General features: G+C 69.4%; 12 protein-coding genes and 1 pseudogene. 6 read left to right on the forward strand and 7 right to left on the reverse strand.

What is annotated here, in order from left to right:
* Positions 1-164 precede the first annotated feature (164 nt).
* Positions 165-536: a response regulator gene (locus WMF29_RS12415; RefSeq protein ID WP_437329037.1), complete on the forward strand. Its 372-nt coding sequence runs from the start codon at positions 165-167 to the stop codon at positions 534-536.
* Here WMF29_RS12415 and WMF29_RS12420 read toward each other — a convergent pair.
* The 3 genes from WMF29_RS12420 to WMF29_RS12430 all read right to left on the reverse strand — a co-directional run bounded on the left by WMF29_RS12420 (position 505) and on the right by WMF29_RS12430 (position 7,474).
* Complete coding sequence (locus WMF29_RS12420) at positions 505-6,000, reverse strand: AAA family ATPase (RefSeq protein WP_437329038.1); 5,496 nt, start codon at positions 5,998-6,000, stop codon at positions 505-507. The genes WMF29_RS12415 and WMF29_RS12420 overlap by 32 nt on opposite strands.
* A 253-nt stretch (positions 6,001-6,253) precedes the next feature.
* Positions 6,254-6,493 (reverse strand): DUF6531 domain-containing protein, encoded by a 240-nt coding sequence (locus WMF29_RS12425; protein ID WP_437331112.1) that lies wholly within the window; start codon positions 6,491-6,493, stop codon positions 6,254-6,256.
* 78 nt (positions 6,494-6,571) lie between these two features.
* Complete coding sequence (locus WMF29_RS12430) at positions 6,572-7,474, reverse strand: hypothetical protein (protein WP_437329039.1); 903 nt, start codon at positions 7,472-7,474, stop codon at positions 6,572-6,574.
* A 598-nt stretch (positions 7,475-8,072) separates the two neighbouring features.
* Between WMF29_RS12430 and WMF29_RS12435 the strand changes: the two genes are divergently transcribed.
* Positions 8,073-9,131 carry an IS1 family transposase gene (locus WMF29_RS12435; RefSeq protein WP_437329040.1) on the forward strand — a complete coding sequence of 353 codons (1,059 nt, stop codon included), beginning with the start codon at positions 8,073-8,075 and terminating at the stop codon, positions 9,129-9,131.
* 211 nt (positions 9,132-9,342) lie between these two features.
* Here WMF29_RS12435 and WMF29_RS12440 read toward each other — a convergent pair whose 3' ends face one another.
* From WMF29_RS12440 to WMF29_RS12455, 4 genes are all read right to left on the reverse strand, one after another.
* The gene (locus tag WMF29_RS12440; RefSeq protein WP_437329041.1) at positions 9,343-9,846 is read right to left on the reverse strand and encodes a hypothetical protein; all 504 of its coding nucleotides are present in this window, start codon (positions 9,844-9,846) and stop codon (positions 9,343-9,345) included.
* Between the two features lie 293 nt (positions 9,847-10,139).
* On the reverse strand, positions 10,140-10,424 hold the full coding sequence (locus tag WMF29_RS12445) for a hypothetical protein (protein WP_437329042.1): 285 nt from the start codon (positions 10,422-10,424) through the stop codon (positions 10,140-10,142).
* Positions 10,421-10,981, reverse strand: a complete 561-nt coding sequence (locus tag WMF29_RS12450; RefSeq protein ID WP_437329043.1) for a sigma-70 family RNA polymerase sigma factor — start codon at positions 10,979-10,981, stop codon at positions 10,421-10,423. Before WMF29_RS12450 ends, WMF29_RS12445 begins: the two co-directional genes overlap by 4 nt.
* Positions 10,978-11,313 carry a transcriptional regulator gene (locus tag WMF29_RS12455; RefSeq protein WP_437329044.1) on the reverse strand — a complete coding sequence of 112 codons (336 nt, stop codon included), beginning with the start codon at positions 11,311-11,313 and terminating at the stop codon, positions 10,978-10,980. The genes WMF29_RS12450 and WMF29_RS12455 overlap by 4 nt, the downstream gene beginning before the upstream one ends.
* Before the next feature lie 521 nt (positions 11,314-11,834).
* Between WMF29_RS12455 and WMF29_RS12460 the strand changes: the two genes are divergently transcribed.
* From WMF29_RS12460 to WMF29_RS12475, 4 genes and pseudogenes are all read left to right on the forward strand, one after another.
* A complete protein-coding gene (locus WMF29_RS12460; protein WP_437329045.1) occupies positions 11,835-13,835 on the forward strand; it encodes a protein kinase domain-containing protein in 2,001 nt (666 codons plus the stop codon).
* Between the two features lie 166 nt (positions 13,836-14,001).
* Positions 14,002-14,295, forward strand: a complete 294-nt coding sequence (locus WMF29_RS12465; RefSeq protein ID WP_437329046.1) for a hypothetical protein — start codon at positions 14,002-14,004, stop codon at positions 14,293-14,295.
* Positions 14,292-14,549 (forward strand): annotated as a pseudogene (locus WMF29_RS12470) (sigma factor); the annotation flags it as partial. The gene WMF29_RS12465 and the pseudogene WMF29_RS12470, both read left to right, overlap by 4 nt.
* 205 nt (positions 14,550-14,754) lie before the next feature.
* A complete protein-coding gene (locus WMF29_RS12475) occupies positions 14,755-14,994 on the forward strand; it encodes a sigma factor-like helix-turn-helix DNA-binding protein (RefSeq protein ID WP_437329047.1) in 240 nt (79 codons plus the stop codon).
* The last annotated feature ends 5 nt before the right edge of the window (positions 14,995-14,999 follow it).

Genomic DNA, 14,999 nt, shown 5'->3' on the forward strand with positions numbered 1-14,999 from the left:
CGCCAGGAGCGAGGAATGGCTGCACAGTACAGTACAGGATAGAAAATGAGTGTTGATGGATAACGGCTAGCGGATCGATAGTGAAGAGAGCTCGACGGAGTCATCGGGCTCCCGGCTGAGTGAACGGAAAGGTGGCCTGAGCCCCATCGGTCACTCTGGGGGCCATGGAGATCGAGGTGACGATGAATATTCTCGTTGCGGAAGATGACGACGACCTGCGCGAGCTCGTGGTCATGATGCTCTCGGTGGAGGGATTCCATGTGCAGACAGCGCGGCACGGACAAGAGGCTCTGGAGAGGATAGGTGAACACATGCCCGACCTCATCCTGCTCGACATGAAGATGCCGGTCATGGACGGTCGGACCTTCGCGCGGGAGTTTCAGATCCGATACGGCCGGTCGGTGCCCATCATGGTCCTGACCGCGGCCGAGCACGCCGCCCTTCGAGCCCAGGAGATCGGCGCCGCAGGGTGGATCGCGAAGCCCTTTCACTGCGACCAGCTGGTCAGGATGGTACGGTCGCACCTTCGCATGTAAGGGGCAGGCGGACGTGGAAAGTGCTGCCACGGCCTTCCTCGCTTTCGAACCACATTTCGCCTCCGTGGCGCGCCACGATCGCGCGCGACAGGTACAGCCCCGTCCCCATCCCTCCGTGATCGTGGGGCGTATCGGTGTGGGCGCGATGGAAGCGCTCGAAGATCCGCGCCTGCTTCTCCACGGGGATCCCCACCCCCTGATCGCGCACGGACACCAGGGCGTCGAGCGCGTCCGCCATCCGCACGTCCAGCTCCACCTCGCCGCCATCCGGTGAGTACCGCAGGGCGTTGTCGAGCAGGTGCGCCACGACCCGCTCCAGGAGCTCGCGGTCACCTTGGAGCACCACGGGCTCGGCGCACGTGACCCGGATGCGGCGCGACCGCGCCCCCTGCTCCAGGCGCGCCGCCATGCAATCGACCAGCTCCCCGAGATCCACGCGCTCGAGCACCAGATCCAGCCGGCCGAGCTGGACTTGCGAAAGGAACAGCAGATCGGCCACGATCCGCTCGATTCGGTCGGCGCCCCGCAGCAGCCCGTCCAGGATCCGGCGCTGACTCGGCGGCAGCTCCGTCGCCGTGCGCAAGAGCATCTCGGCATAGCCCATGATCACCGTCACGGGCGTCTTGAGCTCGTGCGCGGCCACGCGGAGAAACTGGTCCTTGAGCCGGTCGAGCTCCACGAGCTCGGTGACGTCCCGCACGACCGCCACCGCGCCCACCACCTGCCCCCCCGCATCGCGGATGGGCGACGCGCTCGTGTGCACGTAGCGGGTCCGCTCCGCGCCGGGGAGCGAGATCGTCCCCTCATCCAGGGTCACCGTCTCGCCGCCGAGCGCGCGCACGAGCGGCGTTTGCTCCGCTTCATAGGGCGTCCCGTTCGGGCGGTCGAAGCGGAGCCGCCGCATCAGCTCCGCGATGGGCCCGCGCGCCTCGTCCGGGCTCGCGAGCCCTGCGAGACGCGCCGCCGCATGGTTGGCCAGGGTGACGCGCCCGTTCCGGTCGGCGACGAAGACGCTGTCGACCATGTTGTCGAGCACCGCTTTGATCTCCATCTGGCTCCGTTCGAGGTCGGCGTAGAGCATGGCATTGTCGAGCGAGATGGCCGTCTGGGCGCCGAGCAGCTCGAGCACCCGGATCGTGCCGGCCGTGAACGCCCCCGTCGCGACGTTGTTCTCCAGGTATACAAGGCCGCTCAGGCGCGCCTGCCGTACGATGGGGAGGCACAGCAGCGAGTGCGGCCGTCTCCGGGTGAGGTGCTCGTCCGAAGCGAACCGCGTCGCCACGGCGGCCTCGTCCAGGATGACGGGCTCACGCGTCCGCGCGACGTAGTGGAGGATCGACATCGGGAACGCCGCCGCCGAGGCCGGGACGCCCTTGTGGCTCGCGACGCGGAGCTCCGTCCCGTCGGTCGTGGCCTCGGCGTAGACGGCGAGCTCGCCTTCGCGGACCAGGATCAGCGCCCCTCGCTGCCCGCCAGCCTGCTGGAGCACGATCTGCAGCAGCGTCTCGCTGAGCTTCGGCAAGAGGATCTCGGACGAGATGCTCTGCAAGGCTTTGACCACCGAGAACAGGTCGAGCTGCTCGGGCGCGGCCACGAACGTGGCGGTGAGCGCGACCGATGGTCGCTCGACGAGCTCGGGGTAGCATCGATCGAGGCTCTGGACCTTGCCGTCGGCGCCCCAGCGGACATAGCAGGAGCGGGCCTCGCGCAAGTAGGTGTCGGCGAAGCGCACGAACCCTCGCGCCCGGTAAAACCGAGATGCGAGCTCGTAGGCAAGCGCTTCAACGTGGACGAAGCCGCTGTCGCGCGCCGAGTGGACGGCCTCTTCATAGAAGCGCATGGCGTCGAGGTCCCGGCCCTCGGTGCGGGCGACCTCGGCTGATACCAGGGCGTAGCGGGTCCGGAAGTTCTCGGGGCAGTTGTCGGCCCAGAGCTCCAACTTCTGCAATTGCTTCTCGAGCGTCTGCGCGAACTGCCGCTGCTGCTCGGCAGGGGCCTGCGCATAGAGCGCCGTCAGCGTGAGCGCGTGGTAGAAGTGATGCGTCGCCTCGATCGCCATGGATGCCACCTGGTGCAGCATCGACGTGGCGCTGGTCGCGGACTCCAGCGCTTCGGCATAGCGTTCATGGGTAAATGTCGCGATCTGCTTCATGACGTGGTAGTATGTAATTCCAAGGCCGAAGCCTGCCTTCTTGAGGGCCGCGATACAGCTCTCCTCGTCGAAGGTGTCGTCGCTGAAGCTCGTGGGCGCCTGCGTCGCTCCCTTCAGGCTCGCTGCAAACTGCTCTTCGATCCGGAGGACATGGTACACCACGTCATTGTGGGTCTGCCGGGCGAACGCGATGTGCTTCCGCGCGACATCGATGACATGAACGAGCGGCTCTCCGCTCTCCAGAGCGAGCCATGCCATGTTGTAGGTCAAGTAGCCGGCAAAGACGAGATCTCCGATGTCGAGGCAAGCGAGAAGAGCCTGCTCCATGAGCGGGAGGCTCGCTGCGAAGCGCCCGCACCAGACCTTGATGACGCTCGCGTTCTGGAAGAGCAGCTTCCCTTTCAGTTTTGCCGTGGCACTCTTGAATTTTTCATTCAACCTGAGCGCCATCTCGGAGAACTGAAGCGCGCGCGGGATGTCGCGGTAGACCGAGACCAGCACCATGCTGTAATTACTATAGATGAAAGAGGACTCTTCGGCGTGCCCGCACTGTAGGGAAACGCTCACCCCCTTGGCGGTGAGCAGGACCCAGAGCGCTGGTCGCGAGGTGTATACGATGGGGAACGATTCGGCGATCAGGCCGATGAGGGCCCGCACGCTCTCGTCGGTGGCTACAGGCGCATCGACGAGGTCGGCGATGGGGCGCCCCTGCAGGTTGATCGAGACCTGCCGGATCTCGGCCTCCGCGGCCATCTGGATCTCCGCGTCGGACTCCGGGAGCATCACCCGGTAGAGCTGCAGGGCCTGGATCATGACCGCCACGGCATCGCGGTGCCGTCCGGCGATCTGATAGAGCCGCAGGCGCAATCGGTACGCCCTGGATCGGTCGGGCTTGGAGCGGGCGTTCTGGAGAATCAAGTCGAACAGCTCGTCGGCCCGCTGGAAGCGGCCGACGAGGTACTCGCATTCGGCGAGCTCCAGGTGGAGCGTGAATGCATCCTCGTACCGTGCGCTCCAGGCGTCCGGCGGCAGCAGGGATGTCGCCTGGGCCAGGTAGCTGCGAGCCGACGCGTAGGCCACCGAGGCCTTTGCCTTGGTCCCCGCCTGGAAGTTGAGCCGGCAGAGCGCCTCCTTCTCGCGCGGGTCGGTGAGGAGGTGGGCACCGTGATTGAGCTGGTTTGCGACATCGAAGACCCGCTCTGTGAACCCCTGCTCTGGCAACCGAGACAAAAGGAGCCGGCCGAGCTGAAGATGCTTCTCGGCGCGCAGCTCCGCCGGGATGAGCGAATAGGCCGCTTCCTGGATGCGGTCGTGGAGGAACTTGTATGTGCTGTCCACGCGGATGACGAGGCCCGCGCGGACGGCCTCCCAGAGATCCGCGTGTACGTCGTGCTCCACGCTGCCGCGAACCATCGCCAGGAGGGCGACCTCGGCGGTATTTCCCAGACAGGCGAGCTGCTTCAGCGCTTCCTGGGTCTCCGCGGGCAGCCGCCTGAGCTTGCCGACCATCAGGTCGACCACGTTGTCGGTGTAGCCCTTCTCGCGGATCTTCGCGACGTCCCACCGAAAGGCTTCCGTGCGCTCGTCGAACTCGATCAGGCGCTCTTCATGGAGCGAGAGGAGGAACTGAATGGCGAAGAAGGGGTTGCCGGCCGTCTTCTCGTAGGCGAGCTCGGAGAGCGGCGCGGCGTCTTCGAGGCGGCAGCGAAGCGCCTCGCCGACGAATGCGGCGAGGTGCTCGTGCGGTATCGGGCCGAGCACGATGTTCGAGACGCGCGCGCCGTCTCTCCGCACCTCGTCCAACGTCACCAGGAGCGGGTGGGTGGGGGATACCTCGTTGTCGCGGTAGGCGCCGATGATGAGGAGATAGCGCATCTCAGGGTGGGCCAAGAGGTCCTTGAGCAGCCCGAGGCTGGCCGCATCGACCCACTGGAGATCGTCGAGAAAGAGCGCGAGGGGGTGCTCCTTCTGGGCGAACACCCCGATGAAGTGCCGGAACACCATGCGGAAGCGGTTCTGCGCCTCGGTCGGCGGCAGCTCGGGGACCGGCGGTTGCCGTCCGATGACCAGCTCGACCTGCGGGATCACCTCCACGATGAGCTGGGCGTTGACCCCGAGGACGTCGAGCAGGCGCCGTCTCCACGCCGCGATCCGCTCCTCGCTCTCGGCGAGGAGCTCGATCACGAGCTCCTGGAAGGCCTGGACGAGCGTGGCGTAGGGGATGTCGCGCTTGTATTGATCGAACTTGCCCGAAAGGAAGAAGGCCTGCTCCCGAATGATCGGCTTATGCAGCTCATGGACGAGCGCGCTCTTGCCGATCCCGGAGTATCCGGAGATGAGCAGGAGCTCCGGCGTCCCCGTGGCGACCACGCGGCCGAAGGCCTGCAGCAAGGTGGCGACCTCCGCCTCTCTGCCATAGAGCTTCTGCGGGATCTGGAGCCGGCCTGTCGTGTCCCGCTCGCCCAGCGCAAACGGCTCCACCCGCCCGCTCGCGCTCCACTCTGCGAGGCACCTCTCCAGGTCGCGCTGGAGGCCGCGAGCGCTCTGGTAGCGATCCTCGGGCATCTTGGAGAGGAGCTTCAGGGTGATGCGCGAGATCGTCTCGGGCACCTCGGGGACGAGCTCCGAGGGCGACGTGGGAACGCGGGCCACGTGGCAATGGACCCATTCGACCGGGTCGCGCGCCTCGAAGGGGAGCCTGCCGGTGAGCATTTGATTGAACGTCACGCCGAGCGAGTAGAGATCGGTGCGGTTGTCGATGGCGCGGCTCGTCCGGCCTGTCTGCTCCGGCGATAGATAGGGCAAGGAGCCCTCGATGAGCCGGGGGGGCTGCGCGCGCTGCTGCTCGCGGGGGAGGCGGGACGCGAACCCGAAGTCGGCGATCCTGACCTCGCCGGAGGCGGGGTTGACGAGGATGTTGCCGGGTTTCAGGTCCTTGTGGATGATGTCCTGCTGGTGAACGTCCGCGACCGCCGCCGCGATGCGGATCGCGAGGGGGAGGAAGCGCTCGATCCCCATGGGCGTCCCGAGCAGGCGATCGAGGGACTGGCCGCCGAAGTCCTCCAGGATGAGGGCCGGCATGCCCTGGTACGTCTCGAGGGCGAGCGGCTTGATGACGGCTCGGGCGTCGAGCAGCTGCCCGAGCTCATACTCGTGCTTCAGCCGCTCGCGGTCCTTCGGGCGGCTGCGCCGCGGATCGAGCACCTTGAGGATTACCGGGCAGCGATCGGCGCTCCTGACCGCACGATAGACGACGGCTCTGCCATCGAGGGAGAGAGGCATGGTGATCTTGTACGGGGAGGCGAGGGGCATGGAGAGGGTTCCTGATGCGCGACACGCTCGGCGGGGACGATGGGGCCGCGTGCGCTGTGCTCCACAGGGCTCGGGCGTCGCCGGCCGGGCCGCCGAGCCGGACCGAGAACGTGATTGAGCGCATCACGCGGGCTCGAATCCATACCAGCCGGGCTCAGCGCCCCGTGCCGGCAGGATCCTGTGAAGACGTGACGGACCGTGATGCCATGCGCTGTCGACATGAGCGTGGATCTTGTGCCTCACGTCGCAGGCGTCATGAGTCTGCGTTCCATAAAGAAAGGAAAAGGAAAAGCAGCCAACCAGGCAAGGCGGGTCCGGCTACGCTTGCCCGGACGGCGAGCCCACACCCCGCCCATACGCCCCGCCATCCGAACCCGGCGTCGCGATCGGCCATGGCGGAGCTGTACGACCGCTCCCAGACGAACTGCAGCGGACCCGGCAGCGCGCAGATCGGGATCGCGTGCGTGAAGACGCGGCCCGTGACGACATCGATGGGGTGCGAGACCGTCCCGCGCTCCGGGTACCCTGCCGGCGCGCGGGGGCGATGGGGGCGCGGAGCGGTGGTATCGGTTCAGCCGGGCGGCACGGCGCCCGGCGCGCCGGGCGGTGCAGGCGCCGCCGCGCCGGGCGGCACGGCACCCGCCGCGCCGGGCTGCGCCGGCGGAGCGACCTGCGGCGCCGCGTCCGTGTCGCTCGACGACGCTCCGCGACCGCCGCGGCCCTTGTAGAGGGACGGCGCGATCGCCTCGATGTCGTCCTCTTTCCAGCGGAGATAGGTGACGGCGCGGCGGGTCTGGTCGTACGCGTCCACGAACAGGGTGAACGCGCGCGCCCGCCTGTCCGCGGCCTCGCTCGGGCCCGGGGCGGCGCCGTGCTCCCTCACGCCGAGGGAGGCGAGGAGCTCAGGCCCGAGCTCGCCGGCGCGCCTCACCTCTTCCTCGGTCGCGGCGGTCTTCCCCGCGATCTCGGGCCAGCTGCCGCTGAACAGCGCCGAGAGCGCGACGAGGTCGTTCGCCGTGTCCATGTGACCGTTCCCCGTCCGGATCTCCGCGACCGTCTCGGCGTCGACCAGGCCGCGGCGGGCCAGGGCCTCCGCGTCGCCGAGGAGGTTCGCGCGCAGCGGCACCGCCTCCTCGACGAGCTGCTTCAGCCCGTTCTGCGCTCCTCCGCTGGACAGCCACGCCAGGTGCGCATACCAGGCGGCGAGCGCGTAGGTCTCCAGCCGATCGACCAGCCCGACATCGTGTGTCGGTAGCCGCTCGGCGATGAGCGGACGCAGCGCGAGCAGGCCGGGCAACACCCCGAGCACCTGGGAGACCGCGCGGGGGATATCGATGTTGATGGGGAGGAGCGCGTCACGCTCCAGCGCATCCATCTCGGGAGCGACCTTGTCGAACGCCGCCGCCGCCTGGGGAGGTGTCGCGGGTCTCTTGGGAGCTGGCTTTTTCTTGAGCGGAGCAGAAGGCTTGGCCATGAGGGGAACACCTCTCGTTGATGTCCGACGCGGAGAGGCGGAGAGCACCCCGTTGTGCTCTCGGTCCCCCGCGCTGGATTCGATAAGAACGCCCGGCGCGCGCCGGACGTTCAGCCTGGGATAATCATCCTGATCAGGCCGTCAACGTCGCTGGCTTGCTCTCCTGAGCTGCCTCCCCACCCAGCTCGGGAATCGAGGTTCCGGAGGCAGCCAGCTGCCTCCCCGGGCTCGGGAATCGAGGTTCCGGAGGCAGCCAGGTTCCTCCCCGGATTCGGGATCGATGCGCCGGAGGCAGCCAGCTGCCTCCCCGGATTCGGGATCGATGCGCCGGAGGCAGCCAGCTGCCTCCCCGGGCTCGGGATCGGGTAATGGTCAAGGTGCCACTCACCTTGACCAATGGTCGGACACAAGCTGTCCTATCTGACCCACGTCTCTGACGGCGAGTAATCGCGAAATCAGCTAGAATTAGGGCCTACCAAGCAAAAGCGCCATGCCCGGCTGGAACCCGAGCATGGCGCCAGAGCACCGAGCGGTAGGCCCGCCCGTCGCCCGCAACGTCGAGCATGGGCCATGCCGCTGAGAAAGGCAAGGCCCGGCCATGTCTCTGCTGTCGGCGGAGGCGCGCGCTCGCGTCGTCTCTCAGCTCGTCGAAGGCTGCTCCATCGCCTCCACGTGTAGGCTGACCGGAGTCAGCAAGCCGACCGTGCTCGCTCTGCTGCTCCGCGTCGGAGCCGGGTGCGAACGGCTGCACAATCGCATCGTCCGTGGCGTCACATGCCACGTTGCGCAGTGCGACGAGATCTGGTCCTTCGTCCAGAAGAAGCAATCTCGGGTGACCGCATCCGATCCTGCGGAGTTCGGCGACGCGTACACGTTCATTGGGATGGCCAGCGCGTCGAAGCTGATCATCAGCTACCGCGTGGGGAAGCGGGACGAGGAGAACACCGTCGCGTTCGTGAAGGACCTTCGCGCTCGCCTCACCACGATACCGCAGCTGTACACGGACGGGTGGCAGCCGTACATCGCCGCGGTCGGCTCGTCGTTCACTGGCGGCGTCGACTACTGCCAGGTCGTCAAGCGCTACAACCGGAAGGCGCGCAAGGACGACGATCACAGGTACGAGCCGCCACGCGATCCCTTCATCACGAAGACGCCGGTCTTCGGCATACCAGATGTGGAGCATGCCAGCACGAGCCATATCGAACGGCAGAACTGGACCATACGGATGCACATCCGCAGGTTCACTCGGCTCTGCAACGGGTTCTCGCGGAAGCTGGCGAATCATCGCGCCGCGGTCGCGCTCCACGTCGCCTGGTACAACCTCTGCCGGATCCACGAGTCGATCCGCTGTACGCCGGCCATGGAGGCGGGCATCGCCCGGCACGTCTGGAGCATCCCGGAGCTCGTCGATGCCGCCCTCGCGGAGCCCGAGACCGATCCGCCGACCCCGCAGCCGCTCAAGCTTCGGACGCCGCCCCCTGGGGCCCCCACGGCGCCCGCCAGGGCCTTGCCGAACGGGCGCGGGTTCCTGCGGCTCGTCGGGAGCGCGCCGGCTGCGCCTGTGGCGCCTGCGCCCGCTCCGGAGCCTCCGCCGTCAGCACCACCGCCTGCGCCGAAGCCGAGGCGGATGGTCCAGCTGTCGCTGTTCGATGAGTGACGCGGTCCGCTTCCTGCATGGACATCGCGTAGGCGCTTACGCCTGCGAACGGAGCTACGCACAGATGCAGACGGCACACAACGGCACAACTACCAGCGATTGCCGCTTGCCCTATTTCGGCGACGACGGGAAGGTGGTTGGGTACCTGCGGGTGCGCAACCCAGCCGCATACAGACCCATGTGGATTGGCGGCAAGTTCATGGGGTACGAGTCACGTGCCGGACGACACAGCAGGCTCCGGCATGCAGCGCTTGTCGATCTCATCAAACAGCTGTGCCGAAAGCTCGTTGGCAAGCTCTAGCACTGACGTGCTGCCATCAGCGTTAAGCTGAGCAACCGCCAAGCCTATGGCAACCTCGTACACTTTGAATGACGGATGAGTCGACATGTCTTGAGGCGGCGCGACGGATTTCAAGGTTACGGGTAGCAGGATTGAGAGGAATCTGTTTTTGGTCGGAATTGTGAGCGAGATGGCGCAGGCAACGCTGCCATCGTCTCCGATCCTGAAGTCGCCCTTATTGCCAACTGTCCTCCATGAGGCGTGGGCTTCGCCGAGCTCGGCATACTCCCAGCTTATGCCTAGGAGTTTCTGCACTTGGTCAAGAGTGTTCAGTAGAAACTCGTATGGCTTTCGTTCCCACGCCATCTTCTCTTCGTACTCCTTGGCAAGACGCTGCGTGAGCGTCAGCTGGCGTGGATGTCCAATAACTGTCATACAGTGCTCCCGCCCGCGAGGGGCTCGTGCGAGAGCCGATCCTTGACTGCGGCCACGCTGTCTGGCACTCCTGGGGAGTGCGCGATAGCGTTCCGCCGATCGAGGGGTCGGCGACCTGAGAGACCTGGCGCCGGTAACGCTCAGGTCTCTCACCTATGTAGGACAGCGTCCGTTGGGCGATGCGTCAAGCAAGAATCTGTCCGTCCGTTCAGAATTGACAGGCAGTAAGCGTGGAAATGTGGAAGTGTCTGGCGAGCGAGCACGCAGAACGAGGCGCCGCCGCAGCGCCCGGCCTAGTCCCAGGTTCGCCAGATCCGCCGCGAGCGGCGGCGCTTCGGGCGCCTGCCGGCAGCGATGTCGGCGAGGACTTCGCCGGGGGAGCGACGCTCGCGCATCGCGATCATGGCGACGATGCGGGTCAGCGGCACGCTCCGGTCGGTCCTGGCGGGCAGCAAGCCGTCGTCCACCCATCCGGTGTCGGCGAGGTAGCGGTCGATCTGCTCGGGCGTCACGGAGCGCGTGACGGGCTTGCCGGGCACGGTCACGCGGACGCGCCGCTTCGGGTCGCGGGGCTTCATCGCCTCCACCTCCGCAACTTCAAGGCGAGCGCTTCCCGGGCGATGCGGAGCCTGGACGCGGCGGTGCTCGGGTTCATCCTGCGCCGCTTGGCGTACGCGACGAGGCTCTCCGGGCTGTCCACGGAGAGCAGGGCCTCCAGCTGCCAGTCCGGCAGGCTGGCCATGGCGTCCAGCACTTCGCGCGCCTCGATCTGCGCGTGCATGTCGATGCCAACGGGCTCGCGCAGCAACCCGAGCGGGCTCGGATGGAGGACCGCGTGACGCACGTACGCGCTGTGCACGTAGTGCGAGGCGAGGCGCCAGGCGATGCCGTGCAGCCACTTCCGAAGCGCGTCGCGCGGCTTGTCCCGGGGGTCTGGACGATAGAGCCCACGGCGGACGGCGTTCCAGGCGTTGAGCAACACCTCGGCTTCCACGTCGCGGCGGTCGCGCATCGGGATGCCGGCGAGCGTCGCCAGGACGATCCCGCGTTCCGCGAGGATCGCCTCCATCGTCGGTCGCTTCCTGGGATGTCGTGCGGCAGGCGGGCGTCCGGCCCCCTTCCGCGGGCGCTTCACCCGCTCCTCCCGCAGGTTGGGCAGCGGTCAGCGGCCACGGGGCGGCCCAAGAGCCGCTCGATCGTGGTTCCGGCCGCACGCGCGGCGCGCATGGCGGTGCCGGGCGACCCGGCGAACTGGCCCGAGGCGATCGCGCGGATCGAACGGGTCGGCATGCCCATCACCTCGGCGAGGCATGCCCACGTGCCGTACGCGGCGCGCAGGTTCTTGAGCGCGGCACGGAGGCGCTTGCGCTCGGGTTCGGTGAGGGAACGGGTGACGAAGGGGCGGCGGCGGCGTGTAGGCACACCTCCGCCTTGCCCACCGTCGGGTGGGATCAGGTATAGCTGCACTGTCGGACTCCGTGGAAGCGGGGTTCGGCCACGCAGCCCGGGGTGGTGGTACACCCGCGGGCTGCACTTGCTTGAGGCCGAACCTACGGGCCCGATCCGAGCTCCGCTATCGCGAAGTGCTCACTTTGACCAATCGACTGGCACTTTGACCATTACCCGGGATCGATGCGCCGGAGGCAGCCAGCTGCCTCCCCGGGGCCGGGATGGGTGCGCCGGAGGCAGCCAGCTGCCTCCCCGGGCTCGGGATCGATGCGCCGGAGGCAGCCAGCTGCCTCCCCGGGGCCAGGATCGGTGCGCCGGAAGCATCCCGGGACCCATGGCCGCCCACGCCGCGCCTGTGCCCGATGCCTGGACGCACTGGAGCGCTGCCTCGGAGCCTCGCGCGGGCTCTCCGCGGCGTGAGCACCTCGCGAACCCTTTCCGGATAACCAGGCATGAAAGCGACGCGGGACCGTGGGAGGGCACGGCTCGCGGCGCCGGGCGGTCCTGGCGGCGTCCGGCGCGGGGCGCGGAGGGAGACGGTGAAGCGGAGGTCACGGGACGAGGACGACGTGGCGCGCGGGGGCGAGACGCCCCCGCGGGTGGCCGGCCGGAGCCGTCCCCCGCTCCTCGCGCCGGGCACCTGGTTCCTGCGGCGCTTCCGCGTCGAGCGGCTCCTCGGCCAGGGCGGCATGGGGGCGGTGTACGCCGTCAAGGACAAGGGGCAGACGTGGGCGCTCAAGATCGTGCGTTCCGAGTTCCTCGACGACCCGGGCCAGCGCCGCAGGCTGCTACGGGAAGGAGAGGTGCTCGCGCGGATGCGGCACCCGAACGTTGTCCAGGTCCACGAGGTCGGCCTCGCCGACGATCTCACCGCCTGGTACCGGATGGAGCTGCTCGACGGCGTGACGCTCCGCGAGGAGCTCCGCCGGCGAGGCGCGCTCTCTCTTCCGCTCGCGTGCGCCACCGTGCGCGCCGCGGCGCTCGGCGCCGGCCACCTGCACGCGTTCGGCGGCGTCCACCGCGACATCAAGCCGGAGAACCTCTTCATCCTGCGCGAGCCGCGCGACGTGAAGCTCCTCGACTTCGGGCTCGCGCGGCTCAGCGGCACCCCGGACACGCTCGACGCGCAGACCCACGGCTCGCCGCTCTTCATGGCGCCCGAGCAGATCCGAGACGAGGTGCCGACGCCGGCGACCGACGTGTACGCTCTCGGCCTCATCGCCTACGAGGCCATCGCCGGGTTCCACCCGTTCGGCGATGCCCGCGCCGCCGGCCGGATCGACGCCCTGTTCGCCAGGCATCTCAATGACGTCCCGCCGCCGCTGTCGCGGATCGGCGTGCCGGAGCCGATCTCGGAGGTGATCGCGCGGGCGATCGCCAAGGTCCCGCGCGAGCGGCACCGGGACGGGGTGGCGTTCGCCGAGACGCTGTGGGGCGCGTTCCTCGCCACCCGCGGCGCGCCGAGCGCGCGCGACACCAACCCGGGCGAGCCCGAGATGTCCGAGGTCCTGCGGTGGGGCAACGAGAAGGTCGCCGCGACCACGGGGCCCGCAGCGGCGGAGCGACCTCGGGGGCGCGTCGAGGGGGCCGCCGTGGCGGCGGCCGCTCTGTCGGGACCGCCGGGCGGAGCCGGGCCGCGCGACCCGCTGGACGGAGGCCATCCAGCGGGCGGCGCTGCCGACCTGGGCCAGGCGGGCGCCGGGTGGGCCATGACCGAGCGCCTGCCGGAGCGCTTGCGCGACCCCAGCTGCGTGGCCGCTCTCGCGCAGCGAGCGCCGGATCCGCCGCCGGAGCAGCCCGCGGCGGCGTGGGTCCCGGTGGAGAACACCGTGCCGCTCGCGCGCGCGGCGACGGGCGCCGGGACGCTTCGCGTCGGCGAGGCGCCGCCTGTCGGCGCCTCCCGCGCGGGCGCGGCGCCGACAGCCGAGGGCTCCCGCGCGGGCGCGGCGCTGCCTGCCGGGGGCTCTCGCGCCGGTGCGGGGCAGACCGCCGCCGCGGTCGGGCCGGTCGCAGCGCGCCCGGAGGCGCCGAGCGCGCGTGGCGCGGCCGGAGCGCGGCCGCGGGCGTGGGTCACCCTGCGCACGGCGGCGATCGGGCTCTCTCTGGGGGCGCTGGTGAGCCTGCTCCTCCTCGACGTCATCCTCCGGCTCCAGGGCGCCCCGCCAGCGGTGCCGGCGCTGGCGCAGGCAGCTTCGGCGCCGGTACCCAGCGCCGCGGTGGCCGCGGGATCCGAGCCGCCCGCGGCCACGAGCGCCGTGGAGGCAGCGAGCGCCGGCCGTCCCGCAGGGGCCTCCTCCGCGAGCGCGAGGGCCGAGGAGTCCCCGGTGGCAGGCGCCGCCGGAGCTCAGAGGAGCGAACGAGGCTTGGCCACGGCGCCGGCGCCCGTCGCCGCGGTGCCGGGTTCCGCCGCCGCGATGCCAGCGCCGGCCACTTCGACCATCGGTCCGGCCGGCGCGCCGGCCGCGGCGCCGCCTGCCGCCAAGCCGAAGCGGCGGCGCGTCGTTCGAGACCCCCATTTCTATGACGAGTTCCTGGAGTAGCGGCCTGGCCCAGCGCATGGGCCGGCCGGGAGACGCCGCGAGCGAGGCCCCCGGCCGGGTGTTCATGAGCGATCCCGAGAGGATCGCTGGATAACTGGAAGAGAGGCCGGGACGGCGCGTCCCGGCGGGGAGGCGGCCCACGGGGCGGTCTCGAGAGAGGCTCACGATGAAGACGACGTCGCGCGAATTCGATCCCGTGCTGGTGGAGGCGGTGGAGCGCGCGCTCGCGCCGTACCGGGGCAAGCTGTCGCCGGAGCTGATCGAGCACATGCGCGAGGAGGCGCTGGCGCTGATGTCGGCGCACCCCTATCCGGTCGCGCTGCTCCGGGCCCTGCAGCAGCGGCCCCCGCCCGACGAGAGCCACGAGCTCGCGCGAGACGGCGCGCCCGCCGCGGCGGATGGCGCGGAGCGCGGCGATCCTCGGGGCAAGGGGCGGCGCCGCGCCGCGAGCAAGCGATGAGCCGGAGCGGCACGGCGCCTCCTGGGGGACCGCTGACCCCGGAGCAGCAGGCGCTGGTGGCGGAGGCGATCGGCCTGGTCCGGGCCAGGGTGGCGGTGTATGCGCCGCACGTGCGGCCCGAGCAGCAGGAGGAACTCCTCGCGTACGCGTACACCGGGGCGGTGATGGCGGCGTCTCGATTCGACCCGGCGCACGGGGTCCGCTTCACCACCTATGCGTATGCATTCATCGACGGCGAGATCCGCGACGGCCTCCACCGGGAGCGGCAGCACCGTCGGCTGCACCGCGCGGCGAGCTGGGCGGCGCGCTCGTTCGTCGCGGAGACCTCCGATCGGTTCGACGTGGCCTGGGACGACGAGGCGACGAACGGCGGCCGGCTCGCGAGGTACGCGAGGCACCTCGTCAAGGCGATGGTCCTGGGGGTGGTCGAGGCCGGGGACACCCCTCGACGACACGGCGGTGGACACGGAGGACCGGCGCCGGGCGATCGAGATCGTCCGCGGCGCTTACGACACCCTGGGCGAGGAGGAGCGCCGGTTGTACGCGCTGCGCTACGTGGAGGGGCTGCCGATGCACGCCGTGGCGTCGGGGCTCGGCGTGTCGCTGTCGACGGCGAGGCGCCGCCACGACGCGCTGCTCGACCGCATGGCGGCGGCGCTCCTCGAGGGCGGCGTGACGGAGATGCCGCCGCGCGAATGAGCGCA

This window comes from Sorangium sp. So ce381 (assembly GCF_051473845.1).
GTDB classification, from domain to species: domain Bacteria; phylum Myxococcota_A; class Polyangia; order Polyangiales; family Polyangiaceae; genus Sorangium; species Sorangium atrum.

What these genes read in the sequence shown, in the direction of transcription:
- WMF29_RS12415 (WP_437329037.1), top strand. Translation starts at nt 165, where the DNA reads ATGGAGATCGAGGTGACGATGAATATTCTCGTTGCGGAAGATGACGAC.
- WMF29_RS12445 (WP_437329042.1), bottom strand. Translation starts at nt 10,424, where the DNA reads ATGAAGCCCCGCGACCCGAAGCGGCGCGTCCGCGTGACCGTGCCCGGC.
- WMF29_RS12440 (WP_437329041.1), bottom strand. Translation starts at nt 9,846, where the DNA reads ATGACAGTTATTGGACATCCACGCCAGCTGACGCTCACGCAGCGTCTT.
- WMF29_RS12430 (WP_437329039.1), bottom strand. Translation starts at nt 7,474, where the DNA reads ATGGCCAAGCCTTCTGCTCCGCTCAAGAAAAAGCCAGCTCCCAAGAGA.
- WMF29_RS12420 (WP_437329038.1), bottom strand. Translation starts at nt 6,000, where the DNA reads ATGCCCCTCGCCTCCCCGTACAAGATCACCATGCCTCTCTCCCTCGAT.
- WMF29_RS12435 (WP_437329040.1), top strand. Translation starts at nt 8,073, where the DNA reads ATGTCTCTGCTGTCGGCGGAGGCGCGCGCTCGCGTCGTCTCTCAGCTC.
- WMF29_RS12465 (WP_437329046.1), top strand. Translation starts at nt 14,002, where the DNA reads ATGAAGACGACGTCGCGCGAATTCGATCCCGTGCTGGTGGAGGCGGTG.